This is a genomic window from Bacteroides stercorirosoris, from assembly GCF_900142015.1.
GTDB classification, from domain to species: Bacteria; Bacteroidota; Bacteroidia; order Bacteroidales; family Bacteroidaceae; genus Bacteroides; species Bacteroides stercorirosoris.
Genome location: NZ_FQZN01000045.1, coordinates 1 through 24,627, shown reverse-complemented (window position 1 = coordinate 24,627; position 24,627 = coordinate 1). Strand labels below are relative to the sequence as shown.

21 protein-coding genes are annotated in these 24,627 nt (G+C 39.2%); 14 read left to right on the top strand and 7 right to left on the bottom strand.

What is annotated here, in order from left to right:
* Positions 1-101 precede the first annotated feature (101 nt).
* The 7 genes from BUC01_RS22455 to BUC01_RS22425 all read right to left on the bottom strand — a co-directional run bounded on the left by BUC01_RS22455 (position 102) and on the right by BUC01_RS22425 (position 8,508).
* Positions 102-989 (bottom strand): ABC transporter ATP-binding protein, encoded by an 888-nt coding sequence (locus BUC01_RS22455; protein WP_025834117.1) that lies wholly within the window; start codon positions 987-989, stop codon positions 102-104.
* A 262-nt stretch (positions 990-1,251) separates the two neighbouring features.
* Complete coding sequence (locus BUC01_RS22450; protein ID WP_025834115.1) at positions 1,252-1,824, bottom strand: PepSY-associated TM helix domain-containing protein; 573 nt, start codon at positions 1,822-1,824, stop codon at positions 1,252-1,254.
* The gene (locus BUC01_RS22445; RefSeq protein WP_073314935.1) at positions 1,811-2,395 is read right to left on the bottom strand and encodes a hypothetical protein; all 585 of its coding nucleotides are present in this window, start codon (positions 2,393-2,395) and stop codon (positions 1,811-1,813) included. Before BUC01_RS22445 ends, BUC01_RS22450 begins: the two co-directional genes overlap by 14 nt.
* Positions 2,396-2,472: 77 nt before the next feature.
* Positions 2,473-4,014 (bottom strand): DUF6850 family outer membrane beta-barrel protein, encoded by a 1,542-nt coding sequence (locus tag BUC01_RS22440; RefSeq protein WP_073314933.1) that lies wholly within the window; start codon positions 4,012-4,014, stop codon positions 2,473-2,475.
* Between the two features lie 13 nt (positions 4,015-4,027).
* The gene (locus BUC01_RS22435; RefSeq protein WP_025834113.1) at positions 4,028-5,320 is read right to left on the bottom strand and encodes a DUF4876 domain-containing protein; all 1,293 of its coding nucleotides are present in this window, start codon (positions 5,318-5,320) and stop codon (positions 4,028-4,030) included.
* Between the two features lie 27 nt (positions 5,321-5,347).
* The gene (locus tag BUC01_RS22430; RefSeq protein WP_025834111.1) at positions 5,348-8,083 is read right to left on the bottom strand and encodes a TonB-dependent receptor; all 2,736 of its coding nucleotides are present in this window, start codon (positions 8,081-8,083) and stop codon (positions 5,348-5,350) included.
* A 182-nt stretch (positions 8,084-8,265) separates the two neighbouring features.
* The gene (locus BUC01_RS22425; RefSeq protein WP_025834109.1) at positions 8,266-8,508 is read right to left on the bottom strand and encodes a hypothetical protein; all 243 of its coding nucleotides are present in this window, start codon (positions 8,506-8,508) and stop codon (positions 8,266-8,268) included.
* Between the two features lie 465 nt (positions 8,509-8,973).
* On the opposite strand from BUC01_RS22425, the gene BUC01_RS22420 reads away from it, so the two are divergent.
* From BUC01_RS22420 to BUC01_RS22355, 14 genes are all read left to right on the top strand, one after another.
* The gene (locus tag BUC01_RS22420) at positions 8,974-10,776 is read left to right on the top strand and encodes a galactosyltransferase-related protein (protein ID WP_073314939.1); all 1,803 of its coding nucleotides are present in this window, start codon (positions 8,974-8,976) and stop codon (positions 10,774-10,776) included.
* A 2-nt stretch (positions 10,777-10,778) separates the two neighbouring features.
* Complete coding sequence (locus tag BUC01_RS22415; RefSeq protein ID WP_025834107.1) at positions 10,779-11,579, top strand: lantibiotic dehydratase C-terminal domain-containing protein; 801 nt, start codon at positions 10,779-10,781, stop codon at positions 11,577-11,579.
* Positions 11,580-11,589: 10 nt separating this feature from the next.
* Positions 11,590-11,970, top strand: coding sequence for a LytTR family DNA-binding domain-containing protein (locus BUC01_RS22410; protein WP_034524624.1), 381 nt, complete (start codon positions 11,590-11,592; stop codon positions 11,968-11,970).
* Between the two features lie 118 nt (positions 11,971-12,088).
* Entirely contained in the window at positions 12,089-12,382 is a 294-nt protein-coding gene (locus BUC01_RS22405) for a hypothetical protein (RefSeq protein ID WP_244895781.1), read from the top strand.
* Positions 12,379-13,473 carry a TlpA disulfide reductase family protein gene (locus BUC01_RS22400; protein WP_025834102.1) on the top strand — a complete coding sequence of 365 codons (1,095 nt, stop codon included), beginning with the start codon at positions 12,379-12,381 and terminating at the stop codon, positions 13,471-13,473. Before BUC01_RS22405 ends, BUC01_RS22400 begins: the two co-directional genes overlap by 4 nt.
* A gap of 91 nt (positions 13,474-13,564) precedes the next feature.
* Positions 13,565-13,894 carry a TIGR04149 family rSAM-modified RiPP gene (locus BUC01_RS22395; protein ID WP_317044920.1) on the top strand — a complete coding sequence of 110 codons (330 nt, stop codon included), beginning with the start codon at positions 13,565-13,567 and terminating at the stop codon, positions 13,892-13,894.
* 69 nt (positions 13,895-13,963) lie between these two features.
* Positions 13,964-15,190, top strand: coding sequence for a PDZ domain-containing protein (locus BUC01_RS22390; protein ID WP_034524622.1), 1,227 nt, complete (start codon positions 13,964-13,966; stop codon positions 15,188-15,190).
* Positions 15,191-15,212: 22 nt separating this feature from the next.
* The gene (locus tag BUC01_RS22385) at positions 15,213-16,538 is read left to right on the top strand and encodes a radical SAM/SPASM domain-containing protein (RefSeq protein ID WP_025834097.1); all 1,326 of its coding nucleotides are present in this window, start codon (positions 15,213-15,215) and stop codon (positions 16,536-16,538) included.
* On the top strand, positions 16,535-17,776 hold the full coding sequence (locus BUC01_RS22380; protein WP_025834095.1) for a radical SAM peptide maturase: 1,242 nt from the start codon (positions 16,535-16,537) through the stop codon (positions 17,774-17,776). The genes BUC01_RS22385 and BUC01_RS22380 overlap by 4 nt, the downstream gene beginning before the upstream one ends.
* Positions 17,777-17,791: 15 nt before the next feature.
* Complete coding sequence (locus BUC01_RS22375; protein WP_025834093.1) at positions 17,792-19,030, top strand: TIGR04150 pseudo-rSAM protein; 1,239 nt, start codon at positions 17,792-17,794, stop codon at positions 19,028-19,030.
* A gap of 16 nt (positions 19,031-19,046) precedes the next feature.
* Positions 19,047-21,254 carry a peptidase domain-containing ABC transporter gene (locus BUC01_RS22370; protein WP_025834091.1) on the top strand — a complete coding sequence of 736 codons (2,208 nt, stop codon included), beginning with the start codon at positions 19,047-19,049 and terminating at the stop codon, positions 21,252-21,254.
* Positions 21,254-22,552, top strand: coding sequence for an HlyD family secretion protein (locus tag BUC01_RS22365; RefSeq protein WP_025834090.1), 1,299 nt, complete (start codon positions 21,254-21,256; stop codon positions 22,550-22,552). The genes BUC01_RS22370 and BUC01_RS22365 overlap by 1 nt, the downstream gene beginning before the upstream one ends.
* Positions 22,549-23,247, top strand: coding sequence for a lanthionine synthetase LanC family protein (locus BUC01_RS22360; protein WP_025834088.1), 699 nt, complete (start codon positions 22,549-22,551; stop codon positions 23,245-23,247). The genes BUC01_RS22365 and BUC01_RS22360 overlap by 4 nt, the downstream gene beginning before the upstream one ends.
* Positions 23,237-24,475 (top strand): TIGR04157 family glycosyltransferase, encoded by a 1,239-nt coding sequence (locus tag BUC01_RS22355; RefSeq protein WP_025834086.1) that lies wholly within the window; start codon positions 23,237-23,239, stop codon positions 24,473-24,475. The genes BUC01_RS22360 and BUC01_RS22355 overlap by 11 nt, the downstream gene beginning before the upstream one ends.
* The last annotated feature ends 152 nt before the right edge of the window (positions 24,476-24,627 follow it).

Here is a 24,627-nt window from a genome sequence, read left to right as displayed (position 1 = left end):
AATGAAATTAGTTATTGGTTGTTAGTTATAAGTTATTAGTTTGTGTCATTGTGCTGTGATATTCTGTTATCATCAGCAAATAACTAATCACTAATGACTGATTAATACTTTCCGGTCAGGCCGATGAAAACATCTTCCAGGTTCGCAGTCTCACATTTCAAGTTGCTGTAAGGCACTTGCAAGGCTTTGAAGCGGTTTTCCACTTCTTGCAGGTTTAAGAATGAGAAAGTCTCCAGCGTGTTCCGGATGACGGATGGATGATAAAAGTCCTTGTCTTCGGGCATCTTGTAACCTTCGGGCAGGGTGCAGGTGTAGCGGCGTGCGGTGTCCAGCAGTTCTTTTACGGGTTGCTGAATGAGGATGCGGCCGTAGTCCATGATGATACAGTCGTCCACGAGGCGTTCCATGTCCTGAATGATGTGTGAGGTCAGAAAAACTGTTTTGTTTTCCGAGCGGGCATAGTCGCGCAGATAGTCCACGAAGAGGCGGCGGTAGCCGGGGTCCAGTCCGAGGGAGAAGTCGTCCAGAACCAGTAGTTCTGGATTCTGCGCCAGGATAAGTCCCAGGGCCACTTGCGAACGTTGTCCGCAGGACATGCGCGAGATACGTTGTTTGGGAGCTACTTTCAGTTTGTCCATCAGGTCGTAGTAGGCTTCTTTGCGCCACTGTCCCGGATAGAAAGCGGAGTAGAACTTCTCGATTTCGCGGATGGTCATGAATTGGTATTGCACGTGTCCCTCGATAAGCAGGCCGATGTTGCGGCGTGTGCCGGGATGCATCGCCTGTATGTCCTGCCCGAAGATGGAGCACTGACCGGAGCGGGGCTTGAGGTAACCGCTCAATATATTGATGGTTGTGGTTTTACCTGTACCATTCTTGCCCAGCAGTCCCAGGATGCGTCCTTTCGGTACGCTGAAACTGAGGTCTTCGTAAATTAACCTTTTGCCATAATAGTGCGTCAGGTTATTGCATTCAATGATGTTCTCCATTGATTTCTTTTTGTTTTGATTAATGTCCGGCAGAAAGGGGATAAAAGGTGCTGTTCATTCCAATCTGGAGGCACTGTTGTTTCAGTTAAGTGAAACTCTTGTTTCTGTCCTAAGGAACTGAAGTTTCTATCCTGTGAAACTATCGTGCCTATTAAGTGAAACTGCAAGACTCATGGTGTTGGCAATTTATATCACTTGTTCCGCACCTTTACCCTACGCTTATACCGAAGTTGTATTTGACTTACCTGTTGATGGGATTAATTCATAAAAAGAGAAAAAGTATCGGAATGAGGATACCCGCCACCAATTCTATTCCCCCGCGTCCCCACAAACCTTTCGGTCCTTTCACCATGACGAGTCCTGTGACGGTGATGATAATAAGCCCCACGGCAAACACATCTGCGAAGTGAGTCCACCATTTTCCGGGATTATAGTGCAGCTTGGTCAGGGCGCTTATCAACGGACGGCGTGTCAGCTTCTCGTAAACGGCTTGCTTGGTAGACAGATTTACCATCAGGTTGGAACCACCTTTCAGGAACACCTTCATCTGGCCTTCCTTCGGGAAGTAGTGCTTGGTGTAGTTCTTTTCTTCACCAAGTGGTGCCAGCAGTTTCAGTACATCGTCTTTCTTCATTCCGGCTTGTGGCGGCATCGTTTCAGTGATGCTGTATTCCTGCCGCTCTACTGAGTAATTGGGGTTTATCGTATTCCGGTGGTTCATCACAATTCCGGAGATGGCGTATATCAGCACCATCCCCGAAAAGAAGAATGAGAGATCCCGGTGAATCAGCCGGCTCCATTTACGGAGCACGGTTCCCGTTTTACTGAATTTCATAGTTTGCGGCTTCCATAAAGTAGAAAGATAAATAGGGCTTTCCTGTTTCAGCCTGACGTTTGGCTATCTTGGCGCGGAAGTCGGCGATGCGGGCTTCGGGCGTATTGGCAGTTTCGCCACGTGCTTTCTTCTCGGTGGTGCATCCGGCTTCGCCTTCGCCGTGCTTCTCGGCGGCAGCGGTTTTCAGGCGGGCTTCCCATTGTTGCAGGTATGCTTCGTCCACACGTTGTTCTTTTAGGGTTCCGGTGACGCGGACGATGCTGTTGACGCATTTCGTATCAAATGAACCCAACTTGGCGGCTTCTACGCGGATGGTCTGCGTGTCGTCACTGCCCATCAGGAAGATTTTGGTGGCACCGTGCTTGCAGGCATGTGTGCATACACCTTCGATGGTGACTTCCTGGTCGGTCAATGACTCGGCATTGGCAAGGAGGTCGTCTATCTCCATGGCACCGGAGGTCTGTTCGGTGGTTGCGGTTTCTTCGGTGCTCTTTTGCTTGTTGCTGCAGGAAGTCCCGATAAAGAATAACGCCATGATGGCGGCTGCGATTGATAATGTTTTAGTACTCATTGTTGTTTTGGTTTTATTGTTAGTTATACTTTTGTTTATTACGTAATTCACTATAGATAATTGGCGGGGTGATTTCCTTAGAAAGTAACTCCCAGAGATACTTCTATCCGGTCTGTTCCGCCACATTTATTGTATTCCTGGTGTAGCCAGTCGGCTGAGAGGAACACGGCATATCGGTCGCTGAGGATGTAGTCTCCGCGCAGTTTGAGGGCGATGGAGGCGTGGTCGTCACTCAGATAATCGATGTTCGAGAGTAAAGTGCTGCCTACTGATCCCTTACTGTCCAGTCCCGTCAGGGAATACTCGGACTTCACATTGGAGGTATATCCTCCGGCAATGCTTGCCGCTAACAGCACTTTCGATACTTTCCAGAGCGATTGCGCTTCCAGTCCGCCGCTGGCAGAGGCTATTTCAACGTAGCGCCCGTTGTCTTTATATTCCGGTTTGGTTTGTCCGTAGCTGACGGTGGGGAGCAAAGTCCATCCCCAGTGACGGTTCTCGTTGAGGCGTTGCCCTATCATTCCTTTTAATGCAGCCTGCAAGGTGGTATTCTTGAACTGGTCTACGCTACTGATTTTAGGGTAAACATTGCCAGTCGGGTCACCGAAGATATTTTCAATCCCTGTGCGTTGTTGTATTGCGGCAAGTAGGCGTACCCCATATTCCCATTCTCGGTTCCGGCGTGTCCATGCACTTTCAAGGGAGACGTTTACGTTTCTGACTTCATTGATCGGGGCATAGTTGACGCTGACCAGTTCCTTTGTCAGATGGAAATAGTCGGTACGCAGTGAGGCGGAGAATCCGTTGCATTCTCCATGCTTGCTTATCGGCAACAGGTCGATGCTGCCGCCTATTCCCGAACCGGTGTAGCGGGAGGATGTTTGTGAACTTGCAAAACGTACATAATCCATTCCCAATCCCAACATCTGATAAACGGAAGTAGAACCTTTGTCGGCAAGGAATTTGATGTCACTTTTCTGGTTATATTGGCGTGCCTGCACCGAAAGGCCTAATATGTACTTTCCTCCCAGATTGCGTGAAAGCGCAAGACATGCCTGCAAATCGGAAATGATGTTCCGCGGGCGCGGGTCCTTGTCGCGGTAAGCAATCACGGCACGGTATGCCAGTTCGGCACCGGCAGTCCACTTGCCAAAGCGGTGGGTATATCCTCCGGAGAATTTATATTCTTCTTCTTTCATGTAGCCGCCAATAGAATCACCCACTACATACGGATAAATCAGTGAATAGTCTGAATTCTCATTCCAAATCACATTTTCCCTGCGTCCGTTGCGGTAGGAGGCGGTTCCGAAAAGTCGGTTACGCTGATTCAGCACGACGGAAGAGTTAACCTCTGCGCTAAAGTTCTTTTCTCCGTTTCCTTCCTGTGCTAATGCGGCATTGCCACGCTCTTCATAAAGGCCGTTCACGCTGACAGTAGTCAGACTGAAAGGACGCAGGTCATAGCGAATAGCGATATTCTGCCATATCTGATTGCGGAATACAGCTTTGTGACTGTATTCCGACACTATTTTTTGTTCAACGGTCAGCGTGTCTGCCGCCATCAGTTTGATAGGCAGCAGGCAGATTATGGCTGATAGGATAAGGAAACGTTGCTTCATGCTTGGTCTTTTATTATTGGGCAGGTAACAATGTAGCGCGTACCGAGGCTTTGAAGTCTACGCTGGAGTTGTTGGTGTCCTGCAATACCGCGCGTCCGTCTTCGGTGGTGTAGGATGTTCTGCGAACCACTGCTTTACCGGCATTTTCAACGGCCGCGGTACCTTCTCCTATATAAGAATATCCCATGTCCAGGGCAGGACTTACCACATTCCATACGTATGCGGTTTTCGGACTTAAGTTGACGGCATCGATAATCCATTCATTAGGGAATTTATATGCGTTCGTTACCGGCATTTCTTTTCCGTTGACGGCTATATAGGTACCGTCATATAAGTTGTCTGCAATGAAATTTTCCGAACTTATTCCTTCCGGTATGCGGCCGATGGCATAAGCTCTGTTGCCCTGCTTGGCTAACAACCAGACAGTTTTTGTATAATTGAAGATCATATCCAAGTTGGGCACATCAGGATTATCTACATCCGGGTTTGAGGAAGTGCCGCCCGTATACCATTCAAAGTCGGCGTTAGTCAAATTAGCCGAGGTGGACAGTGCTTCCGTATGATCAATGGCATTGTCGCATAAAATGATGCTTTTCCCCGGCAGAACAGGGTGTTCTTTTCCGGTACCGGGAACTCTGGCTACTACTTGTACCACCATGGCCTGATCCATAACGTTGGGAGTATAATCGAACTTCTGACTGGTAGTAAATTTAGATTCCAGCAATACCAATCCGTCAGCATAAAGTGTTTCGGAAGAGTTGTTGTGGATGCGGATATATTGGTCGCCGTTATATTGCTTACCGGTTGCTGTATTGTATGAACCGCCGGCAAATATCTCGGCAATCACGAAGTTGCCTTTTTCATCTTTGTTCTGCACGTAAACGGTCAGGTTCAGAGTTACGCTGCCACCTTTTACTTCCACATTTTGCTGCGAACCTTGAATGTCGGCTTCGGCTGTCTTCTCCACTTCTACTTCTTCGTTTTCCACTATCTGGGTTTCGGTATAAGTGTAGGTTGCCGTACCTATAAAGGTTACATTATACAACCCGTCCGTCAAGGTGGCCAATGTGCTTTCGGAGGCGGCACGGGTCAAGGTAGAACCATAGTCAATGGTCGTCTCAAGTCCTGTACTGACATTGGCAAAAGTATATGTTCCCGTTTTTACCGTCAGGTCGTTTCCGATACTGTTACTGATGTTCAGATTCGCGTTCACTTGGGTGGTGGCCACGTCGTCGTCACTACAACTTGTCATGGCAAAGCTTCCTGTTAGCAGGACTGCCAATGCTAAATACTTCACTTTTTTCATCTTAGTCTATTGTTTTATGTATTAATATTAAAATCTTAAATTAGCTTCCATACCGAAGTAGGGGTTCATGACGCGTCTTACAAGTTGAGTCCCTCTGTGATAATCGGGTGCTATGGTCAATATTCGGTTTACGTACAGAGATAAATCCATATATTTTCCGATTCTCTTGGTTGCTTTCAGATTGACGGTCATTTCAAAAGGAACTGTTACACGGTCAAAGTAATTTTCTCCATGTTTGGTTACCAGATGTTGCAGTTGGGCATCGGTAGCGTCTGCTTCGGTAAACTGATGCACATTTCCTCCTTTGTCAACGTAGCTGATGGGCATACCGCTATTCCATAATGGCTGGCCGGAGGTGTACCATGTGCATTGTGCGGTCAGTGAGAAAGACATACCGATTCTTTGCAGATAAGTGTCGGCGGTGAGGTTGGTGTTGAATGTTTCCTGAGCTCTGGAATTAGAATCCCAGTCATACAGGCCTACGTATCTTAACTGTTCTCCGTTAATCACAACGGACGACTCCCTATATAGCAGCACGCTGTTGCTGTATGTACTTTTCAGCCAGGCTCCTGTAACCGTAAACCTTGTTTGCAGCTGCTTGATACGCGGTGTGTGGAAGGTGAATTCTATCCCTTCTTTGTGTACACGCGTGCCATTGCCCGCTGTCCTATATGCATTGATCATAGTGTCTTCCGCATAAGTCAGTTCCTCCAATGCCGGTGGTCCGGTTAGTTCAGAAGAGTTGATGGACGATGAATCATATTTTTTATAAGCCAGCGTCTGGTAATAAGAAATATCCCGGAAAGCATTGTCCATGCGCTCTTGAAAGTAAGTGACTGCAAATCCGTAACCGTTATGGGTTACGTTCAATCTTGCTTCCCATTTCCGGTTACGTGCCGGTTTCAGGTCATAGTTCGTATTATCCCATTTGTAGGTCATCAGGTTGATGCGGCGGAAATCGGGATTGTTATGGTAATAATTCAGTTGTACAACGTCTACGTATAGAGCGTCCGGATAGAGCTGTGCTGTGGTCGGCATTCTCGACAACCAACCTATGCCGCCGGAAATGTCAATAAGCCAATCCTCATTTTTACCGAGAGCAGGCAGACTCCATTTCAAGTTGAAGCGCGGGTCGAAATAGAATTTTCCCTGCATGGCAAACCTGCCGGATAATCCGATTAGGGAGTTGGCGCGTATACCGGCCGAGAGATAGATTTCATGCTTACCGAGAGACAACTTCATTTGTTCTTCTGCATAAATGGATAAATCCTGACGGGCAGGTATTTCATTGTAACTTCTTGGGCGGGTGGTTGAAGCTGTTTGCAGTGGCCGGGTGATGTCGTACACCTGTCCGTCACCGAAATTTTTACTTAAGTTCCACTCTGCACCGGCTTTTAGCGTATGCGAACTTTTCAGCCATTTGAATGCAAAGTCGCTGATAACTTTGGCACTTGCGTAAAAAGGCTTACCGTCAATAAGCATGTCCGCTACATAGTTGTAAGGGAGATAAAGTCCGTCCGCCTCTCCTTGTGCCGTACTGTTGGGGATGCCTGTGGGGCGGTCCAGTGATACCGACTTCCGTTCTTTTATCTGGCTGAATTCTTGTGAAACAGATGCATTGGCACGCAGTTGGCGCAGGAACGAGTGCTCGGGGCGCTTCAACACCCACTCGCCGCCCAGCGTCATTTTATCATAAGAGGACTTGTAAGAATCCTCCTTTACGGTAATATCTTTATCCCGCTTCACATTGTCGAACGAACCGGTGTAATCGGCGTTGATACGCCAGTCTATGTGTCCGATCTTTGCTTTGTAGTTGGTGTTCAGGCGGGCGGATGCGGTTATGCGTTTGTAGTTTTCACGGCTGTCGCGCGGGTCTACTTTCGAGTCCAGGTAGCTAAGGTCCAGATTCAGGACATTGGTGCCGCTGATTGCCCAACCTTTTCCGGCAGAGAACAGTTTGCCTACCTGGTCTGCTTTGAAACGTGCGGTCAGGGGGGAGGCGCTTGATTTCCGTTTGATGTTCACTAATCCTCCGGTCAGGTTGCCGTATTCCACAGAAGGTATTCCTCGGATGATTTCCACGCTTTCTATGTTGTCAGTTGAAAGTGTACGCATGTCTACACCTTTAGATACGGACTCTTTGTCACCCTGATTTGTTCCTTGCAGGTATTGCAGGTTGGCATCGGTGTTAACGGTCATACCGTCCACTACGAATCCTACTCCTAAAGAGGCGATAGTCTCACTGGTGCTTCCGGCTTCACGGATTTTTATCAGGTTGGCACTGCCCATGTTCGGGTCAACGGACTTTCCGCCGGGAAGTAATTCCAGCAGGTCGGTGAAACTTGTCGGTTGCAGATGCTCCATGGCCCTGCGGTCTATCTTTGACGCACTGGTCAGTCCCTTCGACTCCGAAGCGGTAATCACTACCTCATTCAGTGCCATGGTCGATGAAGTGAGTTGGAAAGATAGGATTGTATTTTTGGAGATAGAGAAAGTCTTTGTCAGCTTGTCATATCCCAGATAAGAAACGGTTGCTGTATATGTTCCGGCTGCTAATTTGGCGAAAGAATACCGGCCGTTTTGGTCGCTGAGAGCACCATACCAAGTCCTATCCGATGTCTGTAGCTGAATGGTGGCAAAACTTAAAGGTTCTTTGGTCTGCGCATCTTGTATAGTTCCGGTGAGGGTGTAACCATGTTGGGCAGAGGCAGACAAGTGATTGATAAACAGGATTGTTATGATATATAATACTTTGCGAAACATCTCTATGGATTTGTCTGCAAAGTTATGTAGAATGAGATATGTGCGAAATCGCTATATGTAGGTAATTTGAATGTGGAGTTGTAGAATCCGCTACTTATAAATAGGTATTGGATAGAAACAGCAAAAGCCGTTCCCCAGAATAGACAAGTAGGGAGCGGCTTTTGTTGTCAGTGTGCTTACTATTATTCGGCAGGCTGTGCAGGTGTTTCCGTTGCAGGAGCGTCCTTGGCGGGAGCTTCAGTCTTAGGCTCTTCAGCTTTCGGTTCTTCTGCTTTGGGTTCTTCCTTGGCAGGCTCAGTTGCCTTAGGTTCTTCAGTTTTTTCCGTTGCCGGTTGCTGAGTCTTCACGGGATCCTGAGCGTTTGCCAGGAAAGAACCACCACAAACAAACATAAACAGGGCTGCTACTAATACTAATTTTTTCATAATCATTTGCTTTTTAGAGTTATACTATTTTATATTATAAGTTTAAAGTTTAGGTTGCTTTTTCTATTTAAGGAAGCTTGACGCTTACACATAAGTAGTTGCAAAGGTTGTGCCAGTAGGAGTGGTGTTTAGGTAAGTGTTTGATTATTAGTGGTAATAGGCGGATGGGGAAGTGTGGCACAGTGTGGAATTGTGTGGAAAGTGTGGAATGTGGTGTGGAAAATTTCCACACTTTCTGTGCCGGTTCTACATCGGGCACTATTATATGGAGGAAACATGGGGGTGACAACGCTCAGACTATGTCCAGATAGTGGTCAGACACGTAAAATGATAGAAAACAAACCTATATTGATAGGAAACAAACCTATAATGATAGATAATAAAGCTTTTGTGATAAATCGTCTACCCCTTTTTGTCTTATATTCGGTTACTTTGCATTTACAACAAAACATATACAAAATTATTATGATTGATAATTCTCAGATTTTTAAGATTTCATTCTGCATTACTTGTAAGAATAGACTTCATCAGATTAGACAGACACTTCCCAAGAATCTGGAAGATAACCGTAGATTGCAAGAACTTGTCGAATTTGTCCTTGTGGATTTCGGAAGTACGGACGGACTCCGCAAATGGATATCTGATAACTTTAAAAATGAAATGGAGTCCGGATATCTAAAATACTTTTATACAGAAGAAATGGCCTATTGGCATGCTTCCGTAGCAAAGAATACTGCGCATATGCTGGCCCAAAATGATATTTTAGTAAATCTGGATTGTGATAATTATACAGGCAATAATGGGGGATGGTTTGTCATCTTGCAATTTGTGAAGAATGATGGACACATGTTTTTACACCAATGCTCTGATGATGGTTTTGACGGTTCATTCGGGCGTATATCTGTCAGGCGGAATGATTTTCTATCTATTGGCGGATATGATGAAAGTCTGGAACCTGCAGGTTATCAGGATTTGGACTTAATCAATAGACTGATGGCAAAAGGCTACAAGCGTGTTGAAGTGAAGGACTCCGAATATAACAAAGCAGTCAGGAACACTAAAGAGGAAGGCATTGCATTCACTCATTCATCCTTCAAAACATGGCACGAAATGGATGGGCATAATGCAAAAATCTCACAATCTAATATTCTTGCCGGCAGACTTGTCGCTAATAATGGGAGTTTCGGCATCAGAAAGAATATTTTTGATATGGAAGGAAATGTGCCGAAAGAGGTCGATTCTTTGAAACATGCCCATAAAATCTCTTTCAATATTACTTGCATGAACCGCCTTCATCATATCAAACAGACATTACAGCAGAATATCCGGGAGAATTTCTTATCTGAGCAGGTGGAATTTAATCTTTTGGATTATAATTCAACAGACGGATTAGAGGAGTGGGTAAAGCAACAGGGTGAATTGTTTGATACAGGCATATTCAACTATTACAAAACGACCACCCCTACTTGTTATCATCGAACTCATAGCCGGAATATGGCATTCCGCCTTTCAACAGGAGATATTGTTTGTAATTTGGATGCTGACAACTATTTAGGTGAAGGATTTGCCGCATACATATTGAATCTTTTCTGTATGTCTGCTGAAAAAGTATTTTATACTCCAAGGTATTCAGAGAGAGATGTTATTGGCCGTCTTTGTTTATGGCGCAAACATTTCTTATCTGTTAATGGCTATAATGAGGCGCTTCCCGGATATGGTTTAGAGGATATTGAATTGTATTACCGGTTATGGAAATCCGGAATAGAGCAGGAATTTATTTCAGAAAATAGATTCTGTAAAGCGATTCATCATTCTCATGAAGAGCGTGTTTCGCAAGAATATATGGGAAGGCATATCACTGATATGTATTTATCTTATATAAATCCGTATCAGACACAAGTATTGCTGCGATATCAAGACGGCAGTTACTCTAAGACTATTCTGACGGACAATATTTATTGCAACTACAACCGTTCGTCCCATTACGAGAATATCAATCAATATTTTCTGGATGAAAAGAATAGAATAATCGGCGGTAAAAATCCGGAAGAGGGACAGTGGAAGGATATTGAAGGCTGCCTGTCTTCTTTTTATAGAGTGAATGAGGTGGATTTGCAATCGGAAATACTCGTGTATTTATCAGAAACACAAAACTTTTGGGAAATTGAAAGATATGAATATAACAAACTGCCTGTCAATCCTAATGGTTTTGGTCAAGGCATTATATATAAGAACTTTGATTACGGTCATCCTATATTTTTAAAGTAATTATGAACACAGAATTTATTCGGGAGGGTAATAGAACCTGGCATTGCTTTTCCATCTTTTATGCTCAGGATGAGTGGGGAAGAATTTTGCCTTTGCTGCATGCTTATATGATGTCCAGTCCTGATATCCATCACTCTATGTTTTTCTTATCGTATGAGAGGGGAGAACATATTAGGTTGATATTCTCTTCTTATACCCTAAATGGAGCGACCTTGCAGGAGGAGGTTTATCAGGCTTTGAAGAAGATTGTGGAGAATCATCCGTCCTGTGATGTAGTACCTGCTTCTTATGGAAAAGAATTGTGGGCGCATCATCCTGCTAATGCCGTAGTGAGAAATGCATTTGAGATTTCCCGATATCAAGTATATTGCATTCCATATAGCGCATTCCTTAATTTGACATCATTACTCATTATACGTCTATTGGCGGATGATTGCAGCGAAGAGAGCCGTACGTCTGTAGCGCTATATCTGTATATCCAATTGTGCAGATCTTCCCGATTTGTTTCTCTTCATGATTATCTTCATTCACTTCATGTTCCGGATTGTACGGAAAATGTGGAAGAAGAAATGGAGCTTATTAGTTTCTATTGGGAAAGTAATCCGGCAGACGAATTTTTATCTGATATGACGACATTTTGTCTTTGGCAGAAAGAGAGAGAGTCTATTTATTCTACATTGGGAGTTGCAGATGGATTTACGGTTTTGGCCTACACTATTAGAGAGCAATTAGGCTTAACGGATAAAAGTTATTTATACGCTCTTAGCCTCCTTAAAACATGGAGTATTTACACGATAAAATAAATGTAATTTTATGGAAATATTTAGAGAAATACAATTTAACTCTGATGGGATAATGATTATACGATATTCCTATATGCAAATGATTAAATTTGAGGATATTGTTTGTGTCTATACGGATAGACCGTATCTTGTTATTGTTACTAAAGAGAAAGTAAAGAGCCATTTGTTGCAATTTTCCATTAAACAAATGATTGATATTCTTCCTGACAACTTTTGTATTTGCAATCAATCGACTATTGTAAATGTTGATTGTTTGACTGTATGGCAGAAAAGAAAGGATGAGTACTGGGTACAGCTGATTACTGACCATGAATTCAAAGTTTCAAGAAGATGTAAAAATGCACTGAAAGACAAATGGAGATTCATTTACAAGTTGTCGGAAATGGAATGAACTGCAACCGAATAGTATATAAAAACTGACCGAATTGCATATTTGAGGATTGTATATGTCGGATATTTGGTAGTAAGACTTATATTCGCTGACATAGAAAATTATTATTCATTAATTTATGAAACACAATTATATGTTTAAAATGAAATCAATTCTTGTCATATTACTGTTTGCTGTATTTTCGGTGAAATGCTATGCAGATAACTCTGAAAATGCTGTTGATACTACCAAATATATATTTATTCTGGATGATAAAATCATTTCTGCAAAATATATGTTTGATCATTGGAATGAAATAGAATGGGTTACTGCTGCTACTACTATACGTGAGGCTGTATTTAAAACGGCGGGAGAATATAGAGCCCCCTTTTACATGTTTCGCACCCGTAAAGAGGAGGGAGGAAACGAATGAAAAGAATAATAATTTTAACGATGCTTCTTTTTCCATTTATATTGGCATGCTCACAGGGGAAATACCATATAAATGGAATACTAAATAATGACTATAATGGGAAATATGTCAAATTGTTCCAATTTCAGGGGGACACATTGATTACTTCTATTGACTCTGCAAAGGTACAAAAGGGTAAATTCTCTTTTAAAGGTAAAGCTAATGTTGATGAATTCGCCATTGTTACTATAGGGAAATATCCATACGTAAAATCAGTGGAAGTAGTTCTGGAAGAGGGAGATATACGTGTATATATGGATACTGCTTTTGTTGCATCTGGAACATATCTGAATGACCTACACAATTCCTTGACTAGTGAAATAAATCGGCTTTATAAATTATATTATGATTTTGTGGAAAAGAAAGATACAATTGAGAGAAATAAGGCACATGACAATTACCAGAAATTCATATATAATGTAACGATAGAAAATAGATTGAATTTAGTGGGACGGAGATTTATAGCAGATAATAAATCTGCAATTTGGCCACTTGAAAACTTGGTTAAACTCCATGAAAAATTAGAAACTTTACAAAGAAATAATTCTTTGGTAACACAAGCTGATATCAAGGAGTTTCAAGAGTATTGGGATAAAAACGCTGAGCTTGAAAAGGAACAAGCGGGAACAGTTAATTCTCAATACTTTGATTTTGTGTTGCAAGATACACTTGGAATACAAAGGCCTATATCCGAATATGTGGGAAAATCACGTCTGCTTTTTATTGATTTCTGGGCATCTTGGTGTAGTCCTTGCAGGGCAGATATACCTCATATTAAAGAGGTTTACGAAAAGTACAAGGATAGGGGATTAAGTGTCTTGGCAATTTCATTAGATAATAAAAGAACAGCATGGAAAAGTGCATTGAAGAAGCTGAAGATGCCTTGGGGGCAGCTTATAGAAGTAAATGGCACCGATTCGGATTTAGCTAAAGCTTATCAAATAAATGGCGTACCTTATGGTATACTGTTAGATTCGAAAGGGACGATTATAGCGGTTGGACTTAGAGCTCAAAGTTTAGAGGATGTTTTGTTAAAAGAAGGCTTGAAATAACTATAGTGTAATTAAACAGATATTATGTTTATAGAATATATATAATAAATAGAGGAAGCCGAAAATCTAAGAAAGAGTAGGCAATTATTTAATGTTTAGTATGATGAAAAAACTCACAAAAATCAAACTGCATGAGATTGCTGATGCGGAGTTGAACGAACGGGAAATGTGTCGTATTTTAGGGGGAGGTACCCCTGGATGTTGTCAATGTGGTTGCTATTATGCTGGAGAACCGGGAGGAGCGAGTACAGGTGCGAACAGTAGTGCTAATGATGCACATGGATATGTTAGTGATGGGAGCGCTCAGCCTTGTTGCCAGACTACAGAGCCTTATGATCCAGGTGTAGTTTCACAGGGTAGTTGGTGTGGTGGTCATGTACTACAAGAAAATCATTGCCTGCCACAGTTTACGTGTTCATAAAATGTTTAGTGAGGAAGAGAACTGATGTTTTTTAGGACAGGTCTCTTCCTTTTTATTAAAGACTAAATTATGAAAAAAAACTCATTTATTTTGTCAGGAGTAATCCTGTTAGTCTTCTGCTATAGTTGCATTTTTAAAGGTGATATCTATACAAATAGAACCCCTTTCGTTATCAATCCTTTAGATCGAAAAATGGTACTTCAAGTAAAGTTCAATGATAGTACTATGGCTAATATGATATTTGATTCGGGATGGAATCGGTTGGGATTTGCTTTAGATTCTGCCTTTTACTTAGAACATCCAGATCTTATGGCTGCTTCTTCAGTTGTAAAGGTTGAAGCTGGTGGCTCAGCATGGACGCCTGAATATCACACAAAATTTGCAGAATGCACTTCCCCTCCTACGATGAAGTTGGGAGAAATAAATTGTGTATATCCTATTTTTGGTGTAAGTAGCTTGAAGCGGATATGGGGTCCTCTTACCGTGGATGGAATCTTTAATATTCCCGCTAATGATTCAACTCATGTATGGGAATTGAATTTTGAACAAAATTATATAGAAATTCATTCCGGTTGTGAATTTGTAATGCCCCAAGATTGCTTTATTTTTCCACTTGAGGAAGATAGCCTCTATTTTAAAATAAAGATGCCTATGCACGTAAAATGTGCTAGTGGAGATACATTAACGATTAATCGTCCTTTTCTTATAGATACGGGCGCTGCATATGATATTTGCTTGATGTATCAAACCCCGGAACTTCAATTTTTCAATAAGCAGCAAGATGCAGTTTGGCTTCAATTTGTAGATCGCTATTGCCGACGTTATACTGTGCAAACTACTCTGTTTGAATCTTTTCAAATGGATTCGGTACGTATCTATACATTTGATTTTCCCAATAATGTATCTGATTATGTTGTAGGAACTAACTTCTTGAAACGTTTTAATGTATACTTTGATTTGCCTAACCGCCGAATAGGGTTACAGCCACATAAAAACTACCAACGAGTGGTGAATCCATCAATAAGGAGGTATTATGTGGGGACACGCAATGATTCGCGAGGTCTCCCTTCCATCATAGATAATATAGCTGATTGTCCTGGTAATCCATATCAAGAGGCAGGTTTTCGTTTGGGAGATATGATTACTCATATAGACACTATAAAAACGGAGACTGCTACAAGAGAAGCACTTGCTCGTTTGCAGGATGCAGATTCAATTACGTATGGCATCATTCGCGATGGAAAGCCAATGAAGATAGTAGTGCATTTTGATAGGAGTATACCGCAGGGGGATTAATATAATTAAAAATGAATATAGTATGGAAAACAAAGTGAGTGGGTATAATATAGAGGTCGATTATTGCAACGGAGTATTACTTTATAATACGTTGACTAACAAATTGCTGCCAGTCAGTTTTGAAGATTATACTGTAATCGAAACCTTGATGGAACACTTGCCAGAATTTGAGGTGAAATTTCCCCGTTTATATCAGGCTTTCTTGAAATCTGGATTTATAGTGCCATTTAATTTTGACGAATTGGCATATATTAAATTACAAAACAAACGATGTGTTTTTATGAACCGAGATTATCATTTGACTGTCAATCCTACATTAGATTGTAATTTGAAATGTTGGTATTGCTCGGTTTCTTATGCTGGAGCTAAGCATAATAAGGAAAGGATGAGTGATGATATGGTAGAAAGTTTGAAAAAACATATTGAATTCTTGGGAACAAGACAAAAAGCAAATAGTATATTGTTAGATTGGTTTGGTGGAGAACCTCTCATGTATTTTGACGAAGTAATTCGAAAAATATCGGATACTGCTTTGCGTCTTTCAGAACAAAACAAATTTGTGTTTAGGCAGCAAATGACTACTAATGCAACTCTTTTGGACGAAGACAAAATTCGATATATGAAAGATGCTCATTTTCGTTTTTTGCAAATATCTATAGATGGAAATGAATATCGCCAAAATTTAATTAAACATTATGCGAATAAGAGAGGTAGCTATAGGGATGTGATTAGTAATATTAATCTACTTACGGAAATAATCCCTGATATATCTATCTGTTTGCGTATTAATTGTGATAGGCAAACATTGAAACATGTAACAGATGTTATAAACGATTTTACAGAACAAAGCAAGAAGTGTATAACGGTTGACTTTCAGCGAGTATGGCAAGTGCCATGTACTGATGAGATGAGGCGTCAATTAGCAAATGTTAAAGCTACCTTCGAAAGTGAAGGTTTTGCATCTCATTTTTGGGCTTATAGACCTCTGACTTTTAAATGTTGTTACGCAGACAATATTAATCACTATGTAGTTAATTACAATGGCAAAATATTTAAATGTACAGCGCGGGATTATGGCGATGAATTGATGATTGGTAACCTGTCGTCTTCTGGTCAGATTCTGTGGAATGATAGCCTCTTAAGTAAAATGTTTGAAAAAAGTGGTTTTGAGAATGATATGTGTGAGAAATGTAAAATGTTACCTATCTGTATGGGACCTTGCATTCAAAAGAATTATGAGAGGCGTATTAATAATCAGCCAGTAGTCTGTATGTATGATAATGTAGAATATAGCTTGTCTTCTTATATAACAGATCAAGCAAAACAAAGACAATTGATCCCACAATGAATACATATATTTCAGTTGATGATATAAAATATCAATTAGCTAATTTACGGCAATTGACATTTGAAGTTACAGATGCCTGTAACCTTAAATGTCAGTATTGTGCATACGGAGAATTTTATAATGATTATGACCAGCGCAGGAATACAGTAATCAATTCGTCAGCAGCCTTAAAACTGATTGACTATTTAGTAGATTATTGGAAATCTGGATATAATATGTCAGCTGTACGAAATGTGTATATAAGTTTTTATGGAGGGGAACCGTTGCTGAATATGAACTTTATCCGAATGGTAGTAGGATATATAGAAAAACTGGATTGTCCGCAACGGACTTTTACTTTTTCTATGACTACAAATGCTATTTTGCTGGAAAAATATATGGATTTCCTTGTTGAGCATAATTTTGTTTTATTAATCAGCCTGGATGGGAATGAACGCAATACTTCATATCGTGTGCACAAAACTGGAGCCCCTGCTTATGAGGATATTATTCGTAATGTGAATGCTTTACGTGGTAAGTATCCCGAATATTTTTTGAAAAATGTCAATTTTAATGCAGTCTTGCATAATCGTAATACAGTAAGTGAAATTTGTCGCTTTTTTGAAACTAATTATCAGAAAATACCTACTATCGGAGAGCTAAACAATGTGGGAATACGGCCTGATAAAGTAGATTTGTTTCGTAAAACTTATCGTAATTCTCATGAAAGTCTGCATCAGGCTGAAAATTATGAAGAGATAGAGGAAAGAATGTTTATGAAATCGGCAACTTACCAAAGCGTTACTAATTTCGTACATCAGTATAGTGGGTTTGTATTTCGAAATTATACAGATTTATTGTTGGGAAAGGTTCAAAAGACAATTCCGACAGGAACATGTATTCCTTTTGCTAAACGAATGTTTGTAACTGTTAATGGTAAAATAATGCCTTGTGAACGTATTGGACAGCAATTTTCCTTAGGAAAAGTAACGTCAAATGGTGTGGAGTTAGATTTAGAAGCTATAGTAGAGAAGTATAATGGGTATTATGCCAAAATGGAACCACAATGTAGCAAATGTTGTAAAGTAACATCTTGTATACAATGTGTTTTCAATTTGAATAATCTGGAAAGTAATCCGGTGTGTTATGGATTTACCAGTAAACAAGGATTTGAAGCCTATCGTAAGGTACAAATGGATTTTTTGCGTCAACATCCAGAAGCTTATTATCGAATCATGGAAAAAGTAATAATAGAATAACTGAAAAGTATAATAATGATAGACATAAATAAAAACTATTGGTTATATGTGCTTCCTCACGTATATTGCTGTATAAAAGAAGCAAAGGCACTATTGTATAATACCTTGAATGGATCAAGCTATGTAACCCATGATTCTTTACTTGTTGATTTGATAAAGTCGTTACAGAAAAAGAGTAATTTAGGGACTATTTCATGTCAAGGAAGAGAGCTAGCCAATTCTCCTTATAAAGAATTTATTATAGAATTTTGTGGCAAAGAAATGGGAGAACTAATAGAGACACAGTTCACTGAAAAACCTGTGCAGATGATGCCTGTATTGAATCTGCAACAGGATATAAAGAAACTGCTACAAGCAGGTGACCGAACAATAGGAGAGGAGGTTTTACCTTATTTGCAAGAGTTGAATATATATATAAATAACTCATGTAAACTAGAATGTCATTATTGTGATAAATATTTCCGGCAATGTCTGTGCTGTACAACACAAGAAACCGTTGAACAAGTAGCAATGCCTTACTCTTTGCTTAAGACAATATTATCTCAAATACGATATGGAGCCGTTGGTAAACTCAATTTGATGGGTGGAAATGTCTTTGAATATCCCTATTATATGGCATTGCCTGATATTCTTTCTGGTTTTGGAGAATATGTTCATCTTTGGAATCATTATAGGCATTTTATGATTGATAGTATAGTTTTCCCGACATTTGTTTATCATGTAGTGGTTACTTTTCCTATTATAAAAGTAGCATGGGAAAACTGTTTGCATATTTGTAGAACTCATCAGGCTAAATTTCATTTTTATGTAACAGGAATAGAAGAATGTGAGGAAGTTGAAAAGATTGTTGAGCTATATAATATTGATGACTTTGTGATTCACCCTATATATACCTGTAAAAATCTCCTGTTTTTTAAAAAATACATTTATTTGAATGAGAATGATATATTACAAACTAAAATTCCATTTCGACAGATTTTTATTCATCAAAAAATGAATTCTTATTCTTTTGGAATATTTACTATAATGCCGGACGGGAATGTTTATGCAAATATAAATGCTGTTTCATTAGGGAATATTCATCGAGATTCTTTACTTCAATTGATATATAAAGAGATGCTTACCAATACAGCTTGGTTTAAAATTCGGGATTCTGAACCTTGTTCTGATTGCTTGTTTCAATACTTGTGTCCTTCTCCAAGTAATTATGAAGCAATAATAGGTATTTCTAATTTATGTCATGTTGCCAGATAGATAATTTATTGCACTCATGAAATACTCTTTTCCCAATTATATTCAGCTGGATACTATGGATTGTGGTCCATCGTGTCTACGTATGATAGCTAAATATTATGGACGTAGTTATTCCATTCAAAACTTGCGTGAGAAAAGTTATATAACTCGTCAAGGTGTATCTATGCTTGGCATTAGTGAAGCCGCTGAGAGTATTGGTTTTCATACAAGGGGAGTGCGAATTGGTATAGAGCAACTGGTTAATGATATTCCGCTACCTTGTATCCTGCACTGGAATCAAAATCATTTTGTAGTGTGTTATCGTATTAGAAAAAGGAAAAAAAGATATGTCTTCTTTCTATCTGATCCAGCCAAAGGGAAATACGTGATGGATGAAATTGGCTTTAGGACTTGCTGGATTTCGACTAAGGATAAAGGGGATGAAAAGGGAGTGGCTTTAATAATCAATCCTTCTTCTGAATTCTACGAATATGAAGATGATAAAGAAAATCTAGGTAAGAACTTAAGTTATTTTCTACGCTATCTCATCCCTTATAAATCACAAATAATACAATTGGTGATAGGAATGTGTTTGGGAAGTCTTTTTTCTTTGATTTTTCCTTTCTTGGCTCAAGCAGTAGTAGACCAAGGCATCGGTTATGGCAATCTAAACTTAATTTCTTTGATTCTGATTGCTCAATTGATACTTTCCATAACACAGACTGGAGTCAGTTTTCTGCAAAGTTGGATTACTCTGCATATGAATACACGCATTAGTATTGCTTTAATTTCTGATTTTCTAACTAAGTTGATGAAACTTCCAATTCACTTCTTTGATACGAAAAATATTGGAGACATAATGCAACGTATCGGTGATCATGGTCGTATTCAGTCTTTTATGGCAGGAGCTACTTTATCTTCTGTTTTCTCTTTCTTTAATTTTTTTGTGTTTGCATTTATACTTGCTTATTATGATCTGACTATTTTAACCGTATTTTTAGCGGGAAATACATTGTATACACTTTGGATCCTTTTTTTTATGCGTTATCGCAGAAAATTGGATAATGCTCGATTTGTTCAATCTTCAGTTAATCAAAGTAATATGGTGCAGATGATTACAGCTATGCAGGATATAAAATTGAATAATTGTGAGAAGCTGCAACGCTGGAAATGGGAAGGAATACAAGTAAAACTTTTTAAAATTAGTATTAAAAGTACTGCTTTAGGACAATGTCAACAATTGGGAGCTATCTGTTTTAGTCAAACCACGGGTTTATTTATTTCTTATCTATCCGCTAAAGCGGTTGTTGAGGGGGATATTACACTGGGAATGATGATGTCTATTAGTTATATAATTGGACAACTGTCGGGCCCTATTAGTCAAGTGATCAATTTTGCTCAGTCTTTGCAAGATGCTAAGATTAGTTTGGAACGTCTCAACGAAATTCATAATAAAGAGGATGAAGAACAAGAAATAGCTAACAAAATAAATGTGCTTTCAGGGAAAGAGACTCTTCGGATGGAGAATGTTTATTTTAGCTATGATGGTGCAGATAGAGACTATGTTTTGGAAAATTTGAATATAGTAATTCCACAGAACAAGATGACAGCTATTGTGGGGGCTAGTGGTAGTGGTAAAACCACTATTGTTAAGTTGTTTTTAGGCTTTTATTCTCCTAATAGAGGGGCGGTTAAAATAGGGACAATGGATTTGAATGAACTGAATCCACATTTATGGAGGCAACACGCAGGTGCTGTAATGCAAGATGGCTTTATATTTTCGGATACTATTGCTCGTAATATTGCAGTAGGTGAGGAAGAAGTTGATAAGCAGAAACTGCTTTATGCTGTGGAAACTGCTAATATTCGAGATTTCATAGAATCACTTCCTTTAAAATATAATACAAGAATCGGTATGGAAGGAAATGGGATTAGTCAAGGACAACGGCAACGTTTATTGATAGCTCGTGCTGTATATAAGAATCCTCAATATTTATTCTTTGATGAGGCAACAAATGCCTTAGATGCTAATAATGAAAGGGAAATATTGAATAGTCTTGATAAATTCTATAAAGGTAAAACAGTTGTAATTGTAGCTCATCGACTTAGTACTGTTCAGAATGCAGATAATATAATTGTGCTCCATAAAGGAAAAATTGTGGAACAAGGTACACATCAGGAACTTATTAAATTAGAAGGTACATATTATACATTAATCAAGAATCAGTTAGAATTGGGTCTGTAATGCTTGAGGAAAAGAGGGACATAGAATTGAGGAGTGACGAGGTGCAGGAAGTTTTAGGCGAAGTTCCTACTTGGCTATTGCGCCGTGGAATTTCTCTTGTGGCTGTTATAGTTATACTAATTTTGTTAGGTAGCGCATTCTTTAAATATCCTGATGTTGTTACGTCTTCGGTGTTTCTGACAAGTACAAATCCGGCTATAAGTATTGTGGCAAAATCTTCTGGAAGGATATTGGAACTATATATTGATGATAATCAGTGTGTCAAAGAAGGCGATGTTCTAGCTGTGATAGAGAATAGTGCAAAGACTAAAGACATTGCATATTTGAAGAAGTATTTATTATCGATTAATTCATTGGACTCAATAGATTCATTACCGGTTAAAGATTTGAAAGTAGGTAATCTACAAGCACTTTATTCTTCATTTTATCTCACCCTTTCTGAATATATTCGGTTCAAAGAGGAACAATACTATTTATTAAAAATCAAATGGACTCAAGAGAAGTTAAAACAATATAGAATGTCATATCAAGATATACTACGTCAGAAAGTACTTGTTGAACAACAATTTGAGATAGTACAAAAGCAATATAAAAGAGATTCTGTCTTGTGCTCACAAAGGTTGTGGTCTGAGGAAAACTTGGAGAATAGCTATAATAACTATTTACAGGGAAAACTTTCTTTGGAAAATATACTTGCGACTTTAAACAATATGCAACTGCAAATAATACAAATGTGTGAGTCTTTATCGGATATGGAATTTCAATATTCAGAAAAGAAAAATGGGTTGGACATTCAAATAAATACCTACGTTACACAACTAATTACTGAAATTCAAAATTGGGAATTGAATTATGCTGTTGTAACTCCAATATCTGGTAAGGTAATTTTTACGCAGTATTGGAGTAAAAATCAGAATGTAGCTGCAGGTGAACAGGTATTCAATATTATACCCAATAAAGCAGGTACGCTCATGGGTAAAGCATTATTGCCTGCTCAACGTTCTGGAAAAGTAAAGGTAGGACAGACGGTAAATATACACTTTAGTAATTTTCCAGACAATGAATTCGGATTTGTGAAGGGAGTAGTGGGAAATATATCTTTAGTGCCTTCAAAGACAAAAGAAGAAAATAATTATGTTGTTGAAATCAATTTGCCTGGTGGACTTGTCACGTCTTATCATAAGGAACTGCCTTATCTTCCTGAAATGGGAGGGACGGCGGAGATTGTTACAGATGATTTATCCCTTTTGGAGAGATTTATTTTGCCTATTAAAAGAATATTAAAGGAAAACTTATGAACCAGAGACAAGAATTATTGAATCGAATTATTCATCATTTGATATTGAATGCTAGTTTTACTAGAAATTTAGGGCTGTTAGATGGAAAAATGGGAATTTGTATCTTTTTCTATCTTTATGCGAGACAGACGGGTAGCAAGTTATATGAAGAATTAGGAGGATATCTTTTGGATGAGATTTATAAAGAGATTGCTCAATCGGCTTCAATCGGTTTTGCTAAGGGGTTGTGTGGAATTGCCTGGGGAATTGAATATCTGATACAAAATAATTTTGTAGAGGCCGATAGGGATGAGGTTTTGGAAGAACTTGATCTGAAAATTTTAGAGAAGGATGTAACTCGTATTAAGGATTTTTCATTGGATGATGGACTGAAAGGAATTGCTTATTATGTAATTAATAGATATCATAAAAGAATAAATTCTCATGATTTCATAAATAAAGAATATGTCAATAGTTTGATTTGCGCATTGAAGCAGAATAAAGAAGATGAAGAAGCAGGGATGTTGGTAAATAAGTTGTCTAAAGTGTGGGATGGAGAAATTATAAGTGATCGGGAAACAATATTAGAGGTAATAGTAGATAAAACGACTTATACTTCAAAAACATTGTTCAATACTCATAGAGAAATAGGTATTCGCAAAAATGGATATACAGGCATTGCACTTAAATTGATATTCGAGAATCATGAAAAGTAAAATATATATATTAGAGAAGGCCAGTAGAGCAATGGATTATGGAATCGGAACTTATGTGAAGCAGTTGACGGACTGCTTGCTATCTTCTAAAATGGATTTTTGTGTGGTCCATCTTTATGCTGATTGTCTGGAAACAACGATTATAGAGAAAGGTGGATATCAACAAATATCAATACCTACCCCTTATAGCAATATTGCTGCATGCTTACAATATTATTCGCGTAATGCAGCTTACTTACTCAAAACACTAATAACAGAAGACGGTGATACCAGAATTATTTTTCATTTGAATTTTCTGCCTGATAATAATCTTGTAAAATATTTGAAGCACCTTTTTAAATGTCATATTGTATTGACTGTACATTATACTAACTGGAGTTTCAGTCTGTTAGGCGATTTTGGTTTATTGAAGCGCATAATGGATAAAAAGAGAAGTAAACTTATTCAGTTGGAGAAACAAATAGTAGATGAAATAAAGGAGTATAAGATGATGATGAAGCGGTGTGATCTGATTATTTGTGTTGCGCAACATACATTAAAAGCATTACAAGAATTAAATTGTATTGGTACTTCTAAGGCTTGTGTAATCAACAATGGAATAGCGGATTGTTATCTTAACAGAGGGAAAGAGAAGACTTTACGGCAAAAATATCATATAGAGGATGATGAACAAGTCATTATATTTGCGGGGAGGCTTGATGAAATAAAAGGAGTTCCTTTTCTTATTAGAGCTTTTGAGCGTGTATTGGTTGATTATCCTAAAAGTCGGTTGATTATTGCAGGGGATGGTGATTTTAATGAATGTCTCAGGGGAACAAAAAAAAGTTGGTCAAGAATTACGTTCACGGGGAGAATTGATAAAAAGCAGTTATATGAGCTTTATACAATTGCTAATGTTGGTGTAGTTTGTTCTATTCATGAGGAATTCGGATTAGTGGCTGTTGAAATGATGATGCATGCTTTGCCATTGGTTGTCACTGATACTAGTGGGCTTGGCGAGCTTGTTGTTAATAATGTTTCTGGTTTAAAATCTCCGATAAAGCGTATTAAAAGAAGACGTAGTCCGGATGTTAAAGTTCTTTCAGAGCAAATTATGAAGTTGCTGGATTCTAAGACGTTTGCACGGCAACTTGGGGAGAATGCGAGAAAGCGTTTTTTAGAGAATTATGTTCTTGAAGTGTTTAGAGAGAAAATGGTGGCGCAATATAAGACGTTACTTGGGGTATAGTTGTCTTCCTTTTATTAAAGAATAAATTATGAAAAAAAGTTCATTTGTTTTAGTAGGTGAGACTATCCATCTGATTGTGTAAATAGAAAACTACGGTGTTTCTCTCGTAGTTTTTTTATTTATGTATTAACTTTGTAAAAATCAGATTTTAT

Excerpts from the sequence above, each read along its gene's own strand:
- BUC01_RS22455 (WP_025834117.1), bottom strand. The coding sequence starts at position 989 with ATGGAGAACATCATTGAATGCAATAACCTGACGCACTATTATGGCAAA.
- BUC01_RS22450 (WP_025834115.1), bottom strand. The coding sequence starts at position 1,824 with ATGAAATTCAGTAAAACGGGAACCGTGCTCCGTAAATGGAGCCGGCTG.
- BUC01_RS22445 (WP_073314935.1), bottom strand. The coding sequence starts at position 2,395 with ATGAGTACTAAAACATTATCAATCGCAGCCGCCATCATGGCGTTATTC.
- BUC01_RS22440 (WP_073314933.1), bottom strand. The coding sequence starts at position 4,014 with ATGAAGCAACGTTTCCTTATCCTATCAGCCATAATCTGCCTGCTGCCT.
- BUC01_RS22435 (WP_025834113.1), bottom strand. The coding sequence starts at position 5,320 with ATGAAAAAAGTGAAGTATTTAGCATTGGCAGTCCTGCTAACAGGAAGC.
- BUC01_RS22430 (WP_025834111.1), bottom strand. The coding sequence starts at position 8,083 with ATGTTTCGCAAAGTATTATATATCATAACAATCCTGTTTATCAATCAC.
- BUC01_RS22425 (WP_025834109.1), bottom strand. The coding sequence starts at position 8,508 with ATGAAAAAATTAGTATTAGTAGCAGCCCTGTTTATGTTTGTTTGTGGT.
- BUC01_RS22420 (WP_073314939.1), top strand. The coding sequence starts at position 8,974 with ATGATTGATAATTCTCAGATTTTTAAGATTTCATTCTGCATTACTTGT.
- BUC01_RS22415 (WP_025834107.1), top strand. The coding sequence starts at position 10,779 with ATGAACACAGAATTTATTCGGGAGGGTAATAGAACCTGGCATTGCTTT.
- BUC01_RS22410 (WP_034524624.1), top strand. The coding sequence starts at position 11,590 with ATGGAAATATTTAGAGAAATACAATTTAACTCTGATGGGATAATGATT.
- BUC01_RS22405 (WP_244895781.1), top strand. The coding sequence starts at position 12,089 with ATGAAACACAATTATATGTTTAAAATGAAATCAATTCTTGTCATATTA.
- BUC01_RS22400 (WP_025834102.1), top strand. The coding sequence starts at position 12,379 with ATGAAAAGAATAATAATTTTAACGATGCTTCTTTTTCCATTTATATTG.
- BUC01_RS22395 (WP_317044920.1), top strand. The coding sequence starts at position 13,565 with ATGTTTAGTATGATGAAAAAACTCACAAAAATCAAACTGCATGAGATT.
- BUC01_RS22390 (WP_034524622.1), top strand. The coding sequence starts at position 13,964 with ATGAAAAAAAACTCATTTATTTTGTCAGGAGTAATCCTGTTAGTCTTC.
- BUC01_RS22385 (WP_025834097.1), top strand. The coding sequence starts at position 15,213 with ATGGAAAACAAAGTGAGTGGGTATAATATAGAGGTCGATTATTGCAAC.
- BUC01_RS22380 (WP_025834095.1), top strand. The coding sequence starts at position 16,535 with ATGAATACATATATTTCAGTTGATGATATAAAATATCAATTAGCTAAT.
- BUC01_RS22375 (WP_025834093.1), top strand. The coding sequence starts at position 17,792 with ATGATAGACATAAATAAAAACTATTGGTTATATGTGCTTCCTCACGTA.
- BUC01_RS22370 (WP_025834091.1), top strand. The coding sequence starts at position 19,047 with ATGAAATACTCTTTTCCCAATTATATTCAGCTGGATACTATGGATTGT.
- BUC01_RS22365 (WP_025834090.1), top strand. The coding sequence starts at position 21,254 with ATGCTTGAGGAAAAGAGGGACATAGAATTGAGGAGTGACGAGGTGCAG.
- BUC01_RS22360 (WP_025834088.1), top strand. The coding sequence starts at position 22,549 with ATGAACCAGAGACAAGAATTATTGAATCGAATTATTCATCATTTGATA.
- BUC01_RS22355 (WP_025834086.1), top strand. The coding sequence starts at position 23,237 with ATGAAAAGTAAAATATATATATTAGAGAAGGCCAGTAGAGCAATGGAT.